At 43.7% G+C, this 18,077-nt stretch carries 13 protein-coding genes; 12 read left to right on the top strand and 1 reads right to left on the bottom strand.

The annotated features are described in order from the left end of the window. The first annotated feature begins 7 nt into the window (after positions 1-7). The 12 genes from DC345_RS26495 to ligA all read left to right on the top strand — a co-directional run bounded on the left by DC345_RS26495 (position 8) and on the right by ligA (position 15,930). Positions 8-1,420: a class I SAM-dependent methyltransferase gene (locus DC345_RS26495; RefSeq protein WP_113055757.1), complete on the top strand. Its 1,413-nt coding sequence runs from the start codon at positions 8-10 to the stop codon at positions 1,418-1,420. 60 nt (positions 1,421-1,480) lie between these two features. Then, positions 1,481-2,104, top strand: coding sequence for a hypothetical protein (locus DC345_RS26490; protein ID WP_181586741.1), 624 nt, complete (start codon positions 1,481-1,483; stop codon positions 2,102-2,104). Between the two features lie 8 nt (positions 2,105-2,112). After that, positions 2,113-3,096: a dTDP-glucose 4,6-dehydratase gene (rfbB, locus tag DC345_RS26485; RefSeq protein WP_113055755.1), complete on the top strand. Its 984-nt coding sequence runs from the start codon at positions 2,113-2,115 to the stop codon at positions 3,094-3,096. 460 nt (positions 3,097-3,556) lie between these two features. Beyond that, complete coding sequence (gene rfbB, locus DC345_RS26480) at positions 3,557-4,582, top strand: dTDP-glucose 4,6-dehydratase (RefSeq protein WP_113055754.1); 1,026 nt, start codon at positions 3,557-3,559, stop codon at positions 4,580-4,582. Continuing rightward, positions 4,579-5,457 (top strand): dTDP-4-dehydrorhamnose reductase, encoded by an 879-nt coding sequence (gene rfbD, locus DC345_RS26475; protein WP_113055753.1) that lies wholly within the window; start codon positions 4,579-4,581, stop codon positions 5,455-5,457. The genes rfbB (DC345_RS26480) and rfbD overlap by 4 nt, the downstream gene beginning before the upstream one ends. 82 nt (positions 5,458-5,539) lie before the next feature. Continuing rightward, a complete protein-coding gene (locus DC345_RS26470; RefSeq protein ID WP_146752166.1) occupies positions 5,540-6,481 on the top strand; it encodes a glycosyltransferase family 2 protein in 942 nt (313 codons plus the stop codon). A gap of 155 nt (positions 6,482-6,636) precedes the next feature. Beyond that, positions 6,637-7,566, top strand: a complete 930-nt coding sequence (locus DC345_RS26465; protein ID WP_113055800.1) for a glycosyltransferase family 2 protein — start codon at positions 6,637-6,639, stop codon at positions 7,564-7,566. Continuing rightward, entirely contained in the window at positions 7,563-8,963 is a 1,401-nt protein-coding gene (locus DC345_RS26460) for an undecaprenyl-phosphate glucose phosphotransferase (RefSeq protein ID WP_113055751.1), read from the top strand. Before DC345_RS26465 ends, DC345_RS26460 begins: the two co-directional genes overlap by 4 nt. A 184-nt stretch (positions 8,964-9,147) precedes the next feature. Beyond that, a complete protein-coding gene (locus DC345_RS26455) occupies positions 9,148-10,023 on the top strand; it encodes a phosphatidylinositol-specific phospholipase C/glycerophosphodiester phosphodiesterase family protein (protein ID WP_113055750.1) in 876 nt (291 codons plus the stop codon). A gap of 281 nt (positions 10,024-10,304) precedes the next feature. Then, positions 10,305-11,000: a heptaprenylglyceryl phosphate synthase gene (gene pcrB / locus DC345_RS26450; RefSeq protein ID WP_113055749.1), complete on the top strand. Its 696-nt coding sequence runs from the start codon at positions 10,305-10,307 to the stop codon at positions 10,998-11,000. A gap of 296 nt (positions 11,001-11,296) precedes the next feature. Then, positions 11,297-13,660 carry a DNA helicase PcrA gene (gene pcrA, locus DC345_RS26445; RefSeq protein ID WP_113055748.1) on the top strand — a complete coding sequence of 788 codons (2,364 nt, stop codon included), beginning with the start codon at positions 11,297-11,299 and terminating at the stop codon, positions 13,658-13,660. A gap of 251 nt (positions 13,661-13,911) precedes the next feature. Next, entirely contained in the window at positions 13,912-15,930 is a 2,019-nt protein-coding gene (gene ligA, locus DC345_RS26440; protein ID WP_113055747.1) for an NAD-dependent DNA ligase LigA, read from the top strand. A 152-nt stretch (positions 15,931-16,082) separates the two neighbouring features. On the opposite strand, the gene DC345_RS26435 is transcribed toward ligA, so the two are convergent. Then, a complete protein-coding gene (locus DC345_RS26435; protein WP_113055746.1) occupies positions 16,083-17,435 on the bottom strand; it encodes a molybdopterin-dependent oxidoreductase in 1,353 nt (450 codons plus the stop codon). Between the last annotated feature and the right edge of the window lie 642 nt (positions 17,436-18,077).

The following is an 18,077-nucleotide window of genomic DNA, read 5'->3' as shown; positions in this document are numbered from 1 at the left end:
TACATGAATGGAAAATTTAGTCAGAGTGGACTTGGGTTGTGGACACACGAAAGCTGAGGGGTACCTTGGAATAGATCGCTATTTTTTTCCTGGAGTTGACATCGTAGCGGACTTGAATAAAGGAATCCCTCTTGAAGATAACTCAGTTGATATTATGTTATGTTCACATTCCTTAGAGCACTTCGATAATATCCACCTTATTATGGAGGAAATTTATCGTGTTTGTAAGCATAAGTCTCTGATTTATGTTTTGGCTCCTTACCATATGGAAACTGTAAACCTATCTAATTTTTATCATAAGCAGGTATTTAATGAGTCTAGTTTTCGCTTTTTTACATCTGATTCAGCTACTTCTATAGATAAAAGGGATTATTACAATCCACATGCTTTTAATTGGGGATTAGGTCTAAGTGATAATAGTCAATTAAGTATAAATATACACACTGTTAGCATGGAATTTTTTTATTTCCCTGATTATATTGATTTATCAGAAGAGGAAAAGCGGAATGCGCGCCGGTCTCTGCAAAATGTATGTGATCAAATATGCTATATCTTAGCGGTAAATAAATCAGGTGTTCCGTTCACTTCGGATGATACTGTTGAATTTAAAAAAATTGCAAACGAAAATGAACCTGATATTATTTATCAAGTACGTAAAAGAGAAATAAATCACGATATGGGCACTTCGATTTTATCAGATATAAAAAAGTGGGATGAAAAACTTGAAGAAAAAATAGACAGCGAAATCAAAGAAGTTAAAAATAGGTTAGTTGAATTAGAAAAAAAGTCTCTTTTTTTAGAAAGAAAGATAAATCAAATGGACGAAATTTTTAATTCAGAAAGAATGGATAATATCAAAGAAATGGAAGCTATGAAAGCTATTCTCCATGAAACATTACTGAAGAATAATAGTATAGCTTCATCCGTACTTGAACTGACAAAGAACAAAGAAGCTGCTGTCTTTAAAACAGGTAGTCAAAAAATGTTTAGAAAAGAGCATGACCTTTATGATGTACTAGTTAGTAATCATCTTAGTTTTTTAGATGGAGTTACAGTTCAAAATAAATATTTCAAGAAGAACTCAATTTTGACGATATCTAATACTATCCCATATAGTGGATATGTTGAATACTCTCTATTTGGAGTTGGTAATAAAATTAATTATTTTCTTTTTTCCCATCTGGGTGCTAATTTATTTCTAGAACTAGTTCAGGACGGGAATATAGTTCAGCAAATGAGTTTTTCTGTAGGACATGAGGGTATGCATACTTGGGTTTTGGAAAGAGAAATTAATGGTGAAGCGTTACTTAGATTTCGAGTTCTTGATAACTATAGTATTGTAAGATTATTAGAGATTAATAATCGAAAGCTTGTGCTATTATCTAAAAGGAGTTTAGCTGCCTTTGTTACTAGGATCTAGAAAAAGAGCTCACTCTTTTGATTCTATAGTGGTGGCTAGCTCCATCCCAGTGACGCTATTTTGCCAAAATCATTCAGAATATCTCCAAAAGAGGAAAAAATGAAAAAAATATTGCTAATTCTATTCGATCTATTGCTTGTTGTTCTGTTGATAGTGCTAGTTAAAGATGAATTTAAGCATACTATAAAACCTGAATCTAAACCTATCATAGTGAATCAAAAAGAGGACACTGTAGATGTTATACAGTTGTTAAAAAACGAATTCCCTAATTTGTTTGATAAAAGCTCCCTCAAAGAAGTTTATAAAGAGGGCCAACCTATAAATAAATCTCAGATAAAATCTATAGATAATCTATTAGGAAATTTTGATTCAATAACTAAGGTGTCTAGTAATATGGGCATTGTTTCCGGATGGTTTTTTTCAGGTAAAGATCAAGTGGATTTCATTTTATTTATTGATAATAAGAATCAGGTTCTAGGAGCTGGATTAGCTGGAATTGAACGCCCTGGATTATCTAAAGCGATAGGGAAAGAGAATGCCGATGATGCTGGATGGGTTGGTTATATCAATCTCAATGATAGTATAGAGAAAATTCAAGTCATTTGTAAATTTAAAAACAAAGCAGGGTTTTACGCTATTACTAGCCAAGAAGAATGGGACATGGTTCAAAATAATGAAAAGTAGGTGCTGACTTGAGAATTTTAGTAACTGGTGGAGCAGGATTTATAGGAAGTAATTTTATTAACTATATGTTGCTACATTATCCCGATTACAATATTATAAATGTTGATTCTTTGACCTATGCAGGAAATCCAGAAAATCTGGTCCATGCTAAAGGATACTCAAACTATAAATTTGTCTGTGCTAGTATTCTTGACCAAGACTCAATTGAACCATTATTCCAAGAAGGAATAGATGTAATCGTAAATTTTGCAGCTGAGTCTCATGTGGACCGGAGTATAGTGGATCCGAATGTTTTTGTTATGACGAATATAGTTGGTACTCAAACGTTGTTAGAATTATCGAGGAAATACAGTGTTTTGAAATATGTCCAAGTGTCTACAGACGAAGTGTACGGTTCTTTAGGAGAAACAGGGTTATTCAGTGAAACAACTCCTTTGGTTCCTAATAGTCCTTATTCCTCTAGTAAAGCAGGAGCTGATCTGCTTGTGAGAGCATATTATGAAACTTACGGGCTCCCTGTTAACATTACCAGATGTTCAAATAATTATGGGCCATATCAGTTTCCGGAGAAACTTATTCCATTGATGATTATCCGTGCCATGAACAACAAGTCCTTGCCAGTTTATGGAGACGGCCTTAACGTAAGAGATTGGCTCTACGTTGAGGATCATTGTAGCGCAATCGACCTCGTGATCCATAAAGGGTTTATTGGTGAGATCTATAATATTGGTGGGAACAATGAGTATACGAATATTGATATTGTAACGCATATTTTGCAATTATTAGATAAGCCTGATTCTCTAATTAACTATGTTGAAGATCGGCTTGGGCATGATAGACGTTATGCTATTGATGCAACTAAAATTAAAAACGAATTAGGTTGGGAACCTAAGCATAGATTTGAGACAGGGATAAAAGAAACGGTAAAATGGTATCAAGAAAATCCAAAATGGTGGGGAGCTATATTGGACGGGACCTATCAGCAAAGATGATAGATCTACTTTTTAACTTCTCCCTAAATAGCTTCTTCTCGATTTACGTAGACACTTCGATTTAAATAAATCCAATATCATGGACTGGGTAATAATTCAATTAACTATCTGGTTTTTTATAGAGTAGGTTTTAGTTAATATTATCGATAAGTATGGTCGCTTATATAGAAAATTTGCCCTTCTAGCACCCTCTTAAACCATTTGAGGGTGCTTTTTTATGTTTATTACATTGTATTTATGTAGGTAAGTAAAACGATTAACTTTATCTGCAGAATTACATCTCTTGAACTAGAGTATTAGTAGAGATTATAAAAAAACATCCATCAACATCTGCTTGAGTGGTAATTATGATGTTTAGTTTCTTGAACGAATAGCACCAAGTGCAATTCAATTGAATAAGTAATAGGATGAACGACTTTATGAGATGTACGTTTTTTCTAATCTCTAAAGGAGGTATCCCATGAAATTGCTCGTCACCGGCGGAGCCGGATTTATTGGAAGTAATTTTGTTATGTATATGCTTGAGCAGTATTCGAGCTACGAAATCATCAATGTAGACGCGCTTACCTATGCCGGCAATCTAGAGAATTTAAAATCTCTTGAAGGTAACAAGCGGCATACTTTCATCAAAGCAGATATTACAGATGCTGCAGAGATGGACCGCCTGATCGGTCAAGGCTTAGACGTTGTTGTTAACTTCGCGGCAGAATCGCACGTGGATCGCAGCATACTGGAGCCGGATGTTTTTGTTCGTACAAATGTGAATGGAACTCAGGTGCTTCTTGAAGCCGCTAAAAAACACAATATTACGAAGTTCGTGCAAGTATCAACGGATGAGGTTTACGGTTCCTTAGGTCCAACAGGTTTGTTCACGGAAGAGACGCCGCTTCAACCTAACAGCCCTTACTCTGCCTCCAAAGCAGGAGGAGACTTGCTGGTGCGTGCCTACCACGAAACCTTCGGTCTGCCTGTAAATATTACGCGTTGCTCCAACAACTATGGTCCGCTTCAGTTTCCTGAGAAATTGATTCCCCTCATGATCTCACGTGCGTTGAATGATGAAGCTTTGCCTGTATACGGAGATGGGCTCAATATTCGGGATTGGCTTTATGTAGAGGACCATTGCAGTGCCATCGATCTGGTTATTCATAAGGGGCGTAATGGTGAGGTCTATAATATTGGCGGTAACAACGAGCGGACGAACACACACATTGTGAAGACCATCCTGGAGCAACTGGGTAAACCTGAATCCTTGATCCAATATGTACAGGATCGTCTGGGACATGATCGGCGTTATGGTATCGACCCAACCAAAACGATGACCGAACTTGGCTGGCAGCCTAAGCATAATTTTGAGACAGGAATTAAGGAAACCATTCAGTGGTATTTAGATAACAAGGATTGGTGGACACGTATTCAATCAGGCGCTTATCAGGAGTATTATGAGAAGCAGTATGGGGCCCGTTTAGGAGACGATAAGGCATGAAGGTTCTCGTAACTGGTGCCAATGGTCAGCTTGGACGGGATGTTGTGCTTCTTTTAGAAAAAGCAGGGCATGGTGTTCTTGCATGTGATCGGGATCAGATGGATATAACCAATCAAGCCCAGTGTAAGGAGGTCATATCATCATATCACCCAGAGGTCATTATACATTGTGCAGCCTATACTGCTGTGGATGCAGCAGAGAAAGATGTAGATGGTGCATATAAGGTTAATGCGGTAGGAACACGTAATGTTGCTGTAGCCGCCGAAAAAGTCGGAGCCAAACTCATTTATATCAGCACAGACTATGTCTTTGACGGTAATTCGGCTATTGCCTATCAGGAATATGACAATACGAATCCTCAAAGTGTGTACGGCAAATCCAAACGAGCTGGAGAATGGCTGGTACAGTCACTGTGCTCCAAATGGTTTGTTGTACGAACATCATGGGTGTACGGCCTTTATGGCAATAATTTTGTCAAAACGATGCTGAAGCTGGGGCAGGAAAAACCAAAACTTCAGGTCGTTTATGATCAAAAAGGATCACCCACATATACTGTAGATCTGGCTGTATTCCTTATTGAATTGATGGTTACAGACATGTATGGGATATACCATGCTTCCAATCGCGGAGATTGCACATGGTACGGATTTACCCAAGCTATATTTGACGAGGCTCGAACGACTGGGGGAATTTCCATTCAAGCTGAATTGGAACCTTGCACAACGGAGCAGTTTCCGAGACCGGCTCCCAGACCGGCTCATTCAGTGATGGATCACCTGTCCATCCGAACCAACGGTTTGACAGATCTCCGCCCGTGGCAGGAAGGGTTACGTGATTTTATCCGTTCTTTGTCAGAAGTTAAACAAATCGAATAGCCATCTACGAACTCTCGCTCTTGTATTTCCGAGCGGGAGTTTCGTATATAATAAAGAGAAAAGTTAATTCTTGAGGTGAAAAGTGAGCCAATCCAAAGTATGTGTCATGCTTTCTACATATAACGGTGAAAAATATATTGAGGAACAGCTTGAAAGTTTGCTCGCTCAGCGCCACGTCAAAATGGATATTTACATCAGGGATGATGGTTCCTCCCATGAAACTCTCCATAAGGTTCGTAAATATGCTGAATCTATTCCCGCTCAGATCGGAATTCATATTTTCGAAGGTGAGAATTTAGGTGTGATTGGAAGTTTTTTTGAACTGGTGCGTTTAACAAAGCCTATATATGATTATTACGCCTTTTGTGATCAAGACGATGTGTGGCAGCCGCTTAAACTCAGCAGAGCTGTGGAAAAACTCCACTCAAGGCCATCCGATATTCCGCTGATGTATTGTTCGTCTACCCAAATGGTAGATCAGGAGTTGAACCCTTTGAACATATGGCCTCAGCTTCCCCCGAAACCACTCAGCATGTATAACGCTCTGGTTGAAAATTGCTGTGTGGGCTGCACGATGGTCCTGAATCCAGTCGCATTCGAGCAGATGAGGTCTAATTTGCCCTCTGATCTGACAAGTATTCTTATGCACGACCGTTGGATTTACCTTTATGTTAGTACCTTCGGAGAAGTTATCTTTGATGAGGAGCCTACCATCCTGTATCGGCAACATCAGGAGAACGTTATGGGAGGTAGCAATGAAGGATGGAGTACGAAATGGAAAAGAAGATTTGATCGATTTATAAATGCAGGAAGCCTGAAATTAAGTGAGCAAGCAAGGTTATTTGATGACATGTATGGAGAGTATCTAACTTCAACTCAATCACAAGACATTAAACATTTTTTGGATGGATTAGAAGATAGCTTTATCAGACGGATAAAGTATGCCCTAAACATGCCTTTCTACCGTCAAGCCTCGTTGGATAACCTTGTTCTCAAACTCATCTATGTATTGAAGAAGGTATGAAAGTGCAGCTTGAATCTACTTTTAGTCCCTTGCCATGTCCAAGATATGCTATAATTTCAATAGTTAAACAAGAGATGAAGTCAGGAGTTTTCAAAATGATTTATACAACAGATGCTTCACGAACCGAAGTGTCGAATACAATTAAAAATGGTGAGATTGATGTTGGCATCATCATCGTTAACTACAATACACGTCAACTGACTCTGGATTGCTTGGCATCGGTTTACGCTTCCGAGACTTCCTACCAATACGAGATTATTGTTGTAGATAACGCATCAAGAGACGATTCAGTTCAAGCTATTCAAGATATGTACCCTGACATTCGTATGATTGCCAATGCTAACAATACCGGCTTTGCCGTAGCCAACAATCAAGGAATGGATATTGCTAACGGACGTTACATCCTGCTCCTCAATTCGGATACCGTTATCCAGCCAGATACGCTGCATACCATGGTCTATTTTATGGATCGCCATCCTGAGATGGGGGCATCTGGCTGTAAAGTCATTCTCCCGGATGGCTCGCTGGATAAAGCATGCAAGCGAGGATTTCCTACGCCATCGGCATCCTTTTATTACGCGTTCGGTATTTCTCGCCTCTTCCCGGATCGACCGAAGTTCAATCAGTACCAATTGGGACACCTCAGCCCGGACGATGAATATCCGGTAGACTGTCTTGTTGGTGCGTTCATGCTGGTACGTCGTGAGACAATTGAGCAGGTTGGTGGGTTGGATGAGACGTTTTTTATGTATGGAGAAGATATCGACTGGTGTTATCGCATCAAAGAGGCGGGTTGGGGCATTTTTTATTATCCGCGTACATATATTGTGCACTACAAGGGCGGCAGTGCCCGTCGCAAACCTTTGAAAATTACGTATGAGTTTCATAGAGCGATGTGGGTGTTCCACCGCAAACATTATGCGAAGCAATACAATCTGTTTACGAATGCAGCCGTGTGGATGGGCATCTCGCTCAAATTCTCGTTGTCTCTGCTGCGCAGCAAGCTGTCTCTTCCTGCCCGCTCGGGGCAGACTGTAACCCGCATGAGAGCGGAGAATGAAGCTTCTTCCGAGGTGAACCCATGATTCGGCGTAATCAGCGATTTTTAACCCAACTGTATATTGCGGCTGACTTTGGCGTGATCCAGCTTTCGTTCCTGCTGGCCTGGTGGCTGAAATTTGAAAGTGATCTGTTAACACACCAGAGCCCCTTGCCTATAGAGAAATACATGTTATGGAGTCTGGTTTACGGAGTTCTTGCGACCTTCGTTGGCATGATGTCCTCTCTATACACGCCCAAGCGCAAAAAGCGTTTTGCAGACGAACTTTGGAGAATTGTTCAATCTCATGGCGTGGCCTTCTTCATGCTGCTGAGCCTGATGTTCTTTTTCAAAGAAGTAAACATCTCTCGTGCGTATCTCGCCATATACATGATTGGCAACGTATCATTCACAATGTTTTATCGCTATGCTGTGAAATTACAACTGAAACGATTGCGTAAAAAAGGATTTAACCGCCAGTTCGTGCTGATTCTTGGTGCAGGTTCGTTAGGAAAAAGATTTTATGACAACCTTCGAAACTATCCTGAGCTTGGATATGAGGTGACCGGATTTCTGGACGATTACCGCCGCTGGGATCGGACGGAACAGGGGAGATACAAACCAATCCTCGGTCGTATTGACCAACTGGAAGAGTTTTTGTCCAACCAGTTCATAGACGAAGTCATTTTGGCGCTGCCGCTGGATGCTCACGATAAGTATTCGCACATTATTAATGTCTGTGAGAAGGCGGGAGTGCGGACGCTAATCATCCCAGACTTCTTTGATTATTTACCGGCCCGTCCTCATTTTGACAATTTTGCTGGTATGCCAATGATTAACGTTCGTGATATCCCACTGGATATGGCCGTAAACCGACTGATGAAGCGTTCATTCGATATTCTGTTTTCTCTCGTCGCGATCATCCTGACTTCTCCAGTACTGGCTATCGTTGCACTCGGCGTACGAATTACATCATCCGGTCCAATCATCTTCAAACAAGAACGCGTTGGACTCAACCGACGCAACTTCATGATGTATAAATTCCGCTCCATGAAAGTCATTCCTGAAGGCACAATAGATACAGGTTGGTCAACGAAGAATGATCCGCGCCGTACGGCCTTTGGCACATTTATAAGACGCACCAGTCTGGATGAATTGCCTCAATTTTTCAACGTGTTGCTGGGTCACATGAGCGTAGTTGGCCCAAGGCCGGAACGTCCATACTATGTTAATCAATTCCGGGATGAAATTCCGAAGTATATGATTAAACATCACGTCCGCCCGGGAATTACGGGATTGGCGCAGAGTAAAGGATTAAGGGGAGACACGTCGATCGAGGATCGGATTGAACAGGATATCTTTTATATTGAAAACTGGTCCTTATTATTTGATATCAAAATCATATGGGAGACCATTCGAAATGGTCTTAAGAATGCTTATTAATCTTCGCTCAATTTTAATGATCCACCATTTAACAGCCGCCTTCGGGCGGCTTTTTGTTTTACACCTCTTCAATCAGGGTAGTTAGCTATCAAAAAGGAAAAATCGCACATGCTTCGTCATATCATTACAATTCTTACCCATACTTTTTTCTTTCCCACCACCCTACTAAGGAAGTGAACGCCATATGAAACGAATTGCCGCTGTCATTACCCTACTCATCGTAACCGTGGGCACACTCTTTTTTGCCTATGAAAGTCAAAGTGAGGAGCAGCATGATGGATTTACGGCCTATCGACTGATTGCGCATGCGATGGGCAGCATTCGTGAGCAGCCTTACACCAACGCCTATGAGGCGATGATTGCCAATTATGAGAAGGGCACACGTGTGTTTGAGATTGACTTTATGCTGACCTCCGATCGTGTTGCTGTAGCAAGGCATGAATGGACCGCCAACATGAGCAAAATGCTGGGACAGGACGAAGAGTTACCCGAAGACAAACAGGCTGGGGCACTGACACATGATGAATTTATGAATACGCCCATTCTGGGCATGTACCAACCGATGGATGCCGACGGCATTATGGATGTATTGGCCAAGTACCCGGATATGTATATCGTGACCGATACAAAAGAACAGAAAGACGAGGATATTCAGCAGGTGCTAAAATCACTCGTGGACGCAGCCAAGAAACATGACTCATCAATCCTTAATCGGGTTGTAGTACAGATCTATAACGAGCCAATGCTCGAAACCGTGAAAGAAATCTACGCGTTTCCTTCTATTATCTATACACTCTATGCGACGCAGGATACGGAAGCCCAGGTGGTTGATTTTGTACAAAAGAATGACATCGATGCCGTAACCATGCCGGAATATAAAGTAAACCAGAATTTCGTTGCCAAGCTGAAGCAGGCAGGAGCCGTCACCTATGTGCATACCATTAATGACACTGACCAGGTAGCGAACTATGAGAAATGGGGCGTGTATGGCGTGTATTCGGATGTATTGACCGAGCAGGAACTGGATGAGATGAACACACGTTTTGCCTGGAAGCCTTGAGTATTAAATTATGATTCAAAGGGGATAGAGTGTCTCTACTTGAGACTTTGGATCCAACCCTACTCAAGATATTGATGTTTGAACTGGCACCAGGTGCTGACTTAAATTCTGTAGCATCACATCCCTATCTTTTAAAATTACAGGCTTCTCCTGCAATTCCAGGGAAAAGTCTGTGATTTTTTGTTCCCCTTTTTATACGAACATTGACACTCACTCCCTGCTGACTTAGACTTAGTTTACAAGCTTTTTAGGATGCAGAAGAACCTCTGGAGGAATGTTCGTTGATAGACATGATTAAGCAGTGGAGACATGTATTTAAGCTAGACCCGGACCGGGAAATAACGGATGAAACACTTGACCTGATCTGCATGTCGGGAACTGATGCCATTATTGTTGGTGGGTCTTCGGGAATTACCTATGACAACACGGTGGACCTGATGTCCAGAGTACGTCGCTACGAGCTGCCCTGTGTGCTTGAAGTATCCGATCTGGAGGCAGTTGTGCCTGGTTTTGACGGATATCTGATTCCGATGGTGCTGAATGCAACGGATAGCAAATGGATGATTGGACAGCACCAGCAAGCCATCGAGCGTTACGGTTATCTGATTCCATGGGATCTGCTTATTGCAGAAGGCTATATTGTCCTTAATGCCGACTCCACTGTTGCCCGAATGACCGGAGCGGATACGGAATTGACGACGGATGCTACGGTTGCTTACGCCCAGGCTGCGGAACGTCTGCTGAACCTGCCTATCGTATACTTGGAGTATAGCGGAACGTTTGGAGATATGGAGCTGGTTGGAGAGACACACAGACAACTCACCAAGGCGCATCTTATCTACGGCGGCGGGATTGATAGTCCGGAGAAAGCTGGACAAGCTGCACAGGTCGCAGACACCGTAGTGGTTGGCAACATTGTGTACAGTGATTTGCACAAGGCGCTGGAGACGGTCCGGGCTGTGAAACAATCCGTTTAATCGGTTTAGTTTACCATTCCCCCAATTTCCCCTCTTGATCTGTTAAAATAGAACTTTGGCTTTGCTATTATAGAACAGCTTTTATAAGGATTAATTATCTTTTACACTAAAACGGAGAAGGCGGAATCGATCTGGAGAAACGAAGTGTTCGCCTTTATCACCGGATTTTCCCTTTGGAGAAGGGAATCAAAAAAATCTGGGGATAACAGCGATCGAAGGACGGTTCTGCAATCGGAGTCCTAGTGTAACCTCTGAATTAGACTTTATATTTCAACCAATGAAAGGAGCATGCATGCATGCAACCTGTAAATATACATGATGCCGTTGCACGGCTTAACACCCCCCAACGGCAAGCCGTCGAGGCGACGGATGGACCATTATTGATAATGGCCGGAGCGGGCAGTGGTAAAACCCGGGTGCTCACACACCGGATTGCCTATCTTATTGCAACACGAAAAGCACCCCCGTGGGGCATTTTGGCTATTACGTTTACGAACAAAGCAGCACGCGAGATGCAAGACCGGGTATCCCAACTGGTTGGCGGCTCTCAGGGGCGTGACATTTGGGTATCAACGTTTCACTCCATGTGCGTGCGTATTCTGCGCCGTGACATTGAACGCATTGGATTCACCTCCAATTTCAGCATTTTGGACTCATCTGACCAATTATCTGTCATTCGTAGTTGTATGAAAGACCAGAACATCGACACCAAGAAATTTGAACCCAAAGCCGTTCAATCGATGATGAGCACCGCGAAGAATGAATTGATCAGTCCGGAGCAATATGAGAAGCAGGCTGCTGATTATTTCGAAGGCATTGTGGCGAAAGTGTATAAGATGTACCAGAAACGGCTCAGAGCCAACAATTCGCTAGACTTCGACGATCTCATTATGGCGACTATTCAACTCTTCAAAGAAGTGCCTGAAGTTCTCGACTTTTACCAAAAGAAATTCCAGTACATTCACGTGGATGAGTATCAGGATACCAACCGTGCACAGTACATGCTTTGCCGCATGCTCGCGGACAGTCACCACCGCATTTGCGTCGTAGGGGATAGTGACCAATCCATCTATCGCTGGCGTGGAGCGGATATCAGCAACATCCTGAACTTTGAGAAAGACTATCCTGAAGCCAACACGATTTTGCTGGAGCAAAACTATCGTTCCACTTCGAATATCCTGAATGCAGCGAATGAGGTAATCGGCCTGAATACAGGGCGCAAACCGAAGAAACTGTGGACGGACAAAGAGGGTGGTTCGAAGATCAAGGTGTATCGTGCGGACTCCGAGCATGATGAGGGATACTTTGTAACCTCCGAGATTAGTAAAAATGTGAAGAACGGCAAATCCTATCAGAATCATGCCATTTTGTACCGTACCAATGCCCAGTCCCGGGTTATAGAGGAAATTTTGATCAAGTCTGATATTCCGTATCAGATCGTTGGCGGCATCAAGTTCTATGATCGTAAAGAGATCAAGGACATTCTGGCGTATCTGCGCCTGCTTTCGAACCCTGACGATGACATCAGTCTTACCCGGATTATTAATGTACCAAAACGCAGCATTGGTGATACAACGGTAGCGAAGCTGGCAGCTGCGGCAGGAGAACGGGGGATTTCGATATTCCGTGTGCTTCAGGTCGTGGACGATCTTGGTTTTGCCGGTCGAACGCGGAATGCGCTGGTGGAATTCTATGACATGATTGCCGCGCTGCATCAGATGGTGGAATATCTGTCTGTAACTGAACTGACCGAGAAGATTCTTGAGATGAGCCAGTATCGACTGGAGATGCAAAATGAAAATACACTCGAATCCCGTGCGCGGCTCGAAAACATTGATGAGTTCCTGTCCGTTACCATGGAATTTGAGAAAAATAATGAAGACAAAACGCTCGTTTCCTTCCTCACCGACCTCGCACTTATTGCGGATATCGACAGCATGAACGACGATGAAGAGGATCAGAGTGACGCAGTTACCCTGATGACGATGCACAGTGCCAAAGGTCTGGAATTCCCTGTCGTCTTTATCGTTGGTATGGAGGAAGGAGTTTTCCCGCACAGCCGTGCCTTTATGGATAACGAGGAGCTGGAGGAAGAACGCAGACTGGCTTATGTGGGCATTACGCGCGCGGAAGAACAACTCTTCCTGTCTTGCGCGCAAATGCGGACCTTGTTCGGACGCACAACGGCGAACCCGCCTTCACGTTTCCTGGATGAAATTCCGGATGAGTTAAAAGAGGATACTTCAATCGCTCGTGACCGCTACCGTCGTGGTAGCAGCGCAGGTGGATCCTATGTTGGCCGTGGACTTGGTGCCAGTGGTGGGAGCAATTTTGGTGGCGGAGCAAGCAAACTGTTTGATCGTCAGAGCCAAAGCGGCTCTTCTGCTTCGTCCGTTACTTCCTCACGGGTTACCATGAGTACGTCGTCCAGCACATCCAGCTCGCCTGCCCCGTCGTCAGCATCTAAACCGGTCGCTGCCGGAGCTGGTTCTGATGGTTTCAAAGCCGGAGATAAAGTACAACACGGCAAATGGGGAACAGGTACCATTGTTGGGGTGAAAGGCACAGGTAATGACACAGAGCTTCAGATCGCATTCCCGGCTCCGGTTGGACTAAAACGTCTGCTTGCAGGATTTGCTCCTATTACCAAAGTGGAATAGATTAAGAACGAACTTCAATAATGCACAATAACTAAGAGGGCAGAAATAGCCTGAAGAAGCGGAGATGAAAGCTTTCCTAAGGAAACCTTCTTCGTAAGGATCGACTCGCCTTTATCCCTGGATATCCCCGAATTAAAGAAATTTGGGGATAACAGCGATCGGAAAGTTGTTCTGCCATCTTAGTTCAAGTGCAGTTTTTGAGTGTTCGTGCTACATAGATCCAAATTATAATAACGGAGGGATGGCCCTGTATGGACCCGATGCACCGGATGGAGCAACTCGTTACCGAGCTGAACCAGCATAATTATCAGTACTACACGATGGATCAGCCGCAGATCAGTGATAAGGAGTATGATCTTCTGTACGATGAACTGGTTACGCTGGAACAGGAGAGTGGCATGGTTTTGCCTGATTCTCCGACACAGCGTGTGGGTGGTGAACTGCTCAAAGGGTTTACACCGCATCGCCATTTATCCTCATTGTGGAGCTTGGACAAAGCCCAGAATATAGAGCAGCTGCGAAACTGGAATACTCGTGTGCTTAAGCTGGTAAATGACTTCAACACCAAGAATCCAGACAATCCGTTGCCCGAACCTGGCTATGTAATTGAACTGAAGTTTGACGGTCTGACCCTGAATCTAACGTACACAAACGGTGAGTTGGTTCAAGCCTCTACGCGTGGAAACGGAACCGTAGGCGAAGGCATTTTGGCGCAGGTTAGAACGATTAAGTCGGTTCCTCTCAAAATCCCTTATACAGGCGGCACGATTGAAGTTCAGGGTGAGGGCATCATGAATTTGTCTGTATTGAATCGCTATAATGAAACAGCAGCGGAGCCGCTCAAAAATGCCCGGAATGCCGCAGCGGGAGCACTGCGCAACCTGAATCCAAAAACTACTGCTGAGCGGCGGTTGAACGCCTATTTCTATAATGTAGGTTACTCGGATGATATTCAGTTTGCCAACCATCAGGAGATGATGGACTTTCTCCGTGAGAATCGATTCAAAGTCAATCCGTCCATCACGTATTTCCGTGAGTTTGACGATGTGATGGAGCAATTGGCTGCAATACAGGAGAGCCGTGGTCAACTGGACTATCTGATTGATGGAGCTGTTATCAAAATCACAGACATGCGCACCCGTGAGGCATTGGGTTACACCGATAAATTCCCTCGTTGGGCGGTAGCATACAAGTTCGAAGCGGAAGAGACCACGACTATTCTGAACTCTGTTGTCTGGAATGTGGGCCGTACGGGCAAAGTAACTCCACTTGCTCGAGTAGAACCGGTTGAGCTAGCTGGGGTGACGGTACAGAACTGCACTTTGAATAACGTGGGTGACATTGAGCGGAAAAATCTGAAGTTTGCCTTGGGTACACGTGTCTTTATCCGTCGTTCCAATGATGTCATTCCTGAGATACTGGGCAAAGTGACTGAAGAGAGTGATGGCGAAGAAATTGTGTTCCCTGAGCAATGTCCGGCATGTGGATTCCCACTGGAACAGCGTGGGGCGCATTTATTCTGTAACAATAAGCTTGCGTGCAAACCGCAGACGGTAGCCCGGATTTCTCATTTTGCTTCCCGTGATGCCATGGACATCGAGACATTCAGCGAGAAAACAGCGATTCAGCTGTACGATGAATTGAACGTGCGTGAGCCTGCTGACCTGTATACATTGCAATTTGATGATTTGGTGAAGCTGGAGCGGTTTGGTGAAAAGAAAGCGAACAATCTTATTGCTGCCTTAGAGCAGAGTAAGGATCGTGACCTCGCTTCGTTCCTATATTCACTGGGTATTCCGAATACAGGTAAATCGACTACACGTATGCTGGCTGACCATTACCGCGACCTGCATGCCATTATGAATGCAACGGCAGAGGAGCTTGTTGAACTTTCTGACGTAGGCGGCATTGTAGCTGAGAGCATTGTGACTTTCTTTGCAGACCCGTTTACACAGGCAGCTATCGAGAAAATGCTGAATCTGGGCGTGAAAGCCCAGGCGCCTGAGGCACCAGCAGCGATTGTGGAAGATTCCTTCTTCAGTGGCAAAACAGTCGTGCTTACTGGAACGCTGCATCAACTCACGCGTGAAGAGGCAACACAACGACTGGAAGCCCTTGGAGCGAAAGTAACGGGCAGTGTCTCCAAAAAGACAGACCTCGTTATTGCCGGAGAGAAAGCAGGTTCCAAACTGACCAAAGCTCATGATCTCGGCATTCCTACCATTGAGGATGAGGACGAACTGGTCCGTCTTTTGAATCAACAGGGATAGATTGTGAATGTGAGTAGACTTTGGTTAAATCGCAGCTTAACTCAAGTAAGTAATTGATAACTTAAAGACCCCTGTACCACGAATAAGTGGAACGGGGGTCTTTGGTTTGCGCATTTATTTTAAACTTAACTATATATCGGCAGTCACTCTCATCAGGAACGCGCCTGAGTAGCACCAGTAAGCCATGCGTTCTTGTCATAACCTCGTTCTTCCCAGTAGCCGATATGTTCGCTGTCAATCAGTTCAATGCGATTCAGCCACTTGACGGACTTATAGGCATACATCTGTGGAATGACCAAACGTACCGGACCGCCCAGATCTGCTGGAATTGGTTTGCCATCATGCATGACAGCTACCATAATATCCTCCATCTGTGCCTGATCCATCGTAATGGCATCCGTATATACACCATCGCCGGAGTAGAATTTGACGCTGTGTGCTTCGGGTTTTACTCCGGCTTGGGTCAGTAATTGCTTAAGAGATATGCCCTCCCAAGTGTTCCTGTATACAGACCATCCTGTCACGCAGTGAAAATCACTGACCTGAACGGTACGTGCAAGCTTCACGAACTGTTCCCAGTTCCATACCTGTGCGCGTTCAACAAGCCCATCAATTTGGAATGACCAGTTTGCATTGGAAAAGGAAGGGATCGGTGTCACCGTATATACACGAAAATGACCTTCGGCTCCGCCTCCCATCGGTGGTGATGAAGCAGGCAGTGCTTGGGGTAAAGGGACCATGTGATTGGGATCGTTCTCCAGCATGCTATCTATACTGTTGTCTATACTAAGGTTACGTCCAACCCACGATATAAAAGTAGGTCCCAAAGTCACGGCCAACCCCACTCCGACAGCAGACCGAATAAATGCCCGGCGTGTATAGACAGGTTGGGGTTTCTCTTCTTGATGAAGAGGACTTTCCTTAATGGTACGCACAGATTCAGTAGAAACGACCGCCGCAGGTGTTGTATCCTCATCAAAGTTCCCGGTTTGACGTTCCGTATGTCTACCCTCTGCTACAACTGTCGTAGCTTTTACAGCGCGGCGTGCAGGATCTTTTAACCATTTCGTTCGTGTGATGGAGTGGTAGATGATATAAGGCAGGCCAATCCACGTGAGCAGATCATGAACCAAAAGGGCGGCGTTCGACCATCTCGGTCCAGCGAGCTTGAACTGCCATAGCACTATACCTGATAAAAGCCACCCTACCAGCAGTGCAAGCACAACGATTGTATTTGCTCTCTGCCAGGGTCTATTACGAAGTTGCTTCCAGTGTTTTCCCGCCAATAGTAAGTAATACACCACGGGGGCCAGCATAGCTAGCCCGACGACAATATGCAACCACTTTAACCACACGCGTCCAATCCCGAGTAACTCTCGCCAGAAACCACCGACCAGCATTAGGCCTGATATTGCGAGGATGACAACAATCCAGGCATTCCACGCATGAATGGATACGAGCTTTTTACCATAACCCTTTCGAATGTTCTTTGACCATTGCTTCATAGGTTCACCCCGTATAGTTATTCGTCCGTATTTCTTTGATCTACATGAAGCTGATTGTGTTTAGGGAACGCGTCCTGAATGAAGTAGTGGTATTATTATTAGAAATTGTGCCATGGACTGCACGAACAGGAGTATCCTAGTCATTCCTTATTCTATAATATATATACCTTATTATAGAGCGTTTGGATCACCAGTTTCAAAAGGAGAGAGGGACCCAGCACCTTCTGGAATTATATAATCTCTCATCTAATGTAGTTGAGCGTCTCCATTGCTGGCAGGAGTTGTGGATTATAATGCAGTTATATAAAGTTTATTAAAAAGTGCTTGCTAAATGAATTAGATCATGATATATTATTTCTTGTCGCCTCAAACGAATGATTGTCGAAACGCTTTGAACGCTGGCGAAAAAAAGAGTTGACAGTTAGTTAGTCAACATGATAAGATAAGATTCCTGTCCGGTTGACAAGCATTAACACAAACCGACAACAAGTTCCTTGAAAACTGAACAAATGGATAGTAACTTTTGATTCATAATGAATCGTCAGTTTCAAAATGAGCTTATCGCTCTTTTCAATACCACCGATGATTTTCATAGTGTCTAACCACGCTGCTGAAATTCATCTTTATTGGAGAGTTTGATCC

Source organism: Paenibacillus taichungensis, from assembly GCF_003287275.1.
Classification (GTDB): Bacteria; Bacillota; Bacilli; order Paenibacillales; family Paenibacillaceae; genus Paenibacillus; species Paenibacillus taichungensis_A.
The sequence above is the reverse complement of the archived record's forward strand: the minus strand, read 5'-3'. Positions and strand labels throughout refer to the sequence as shown.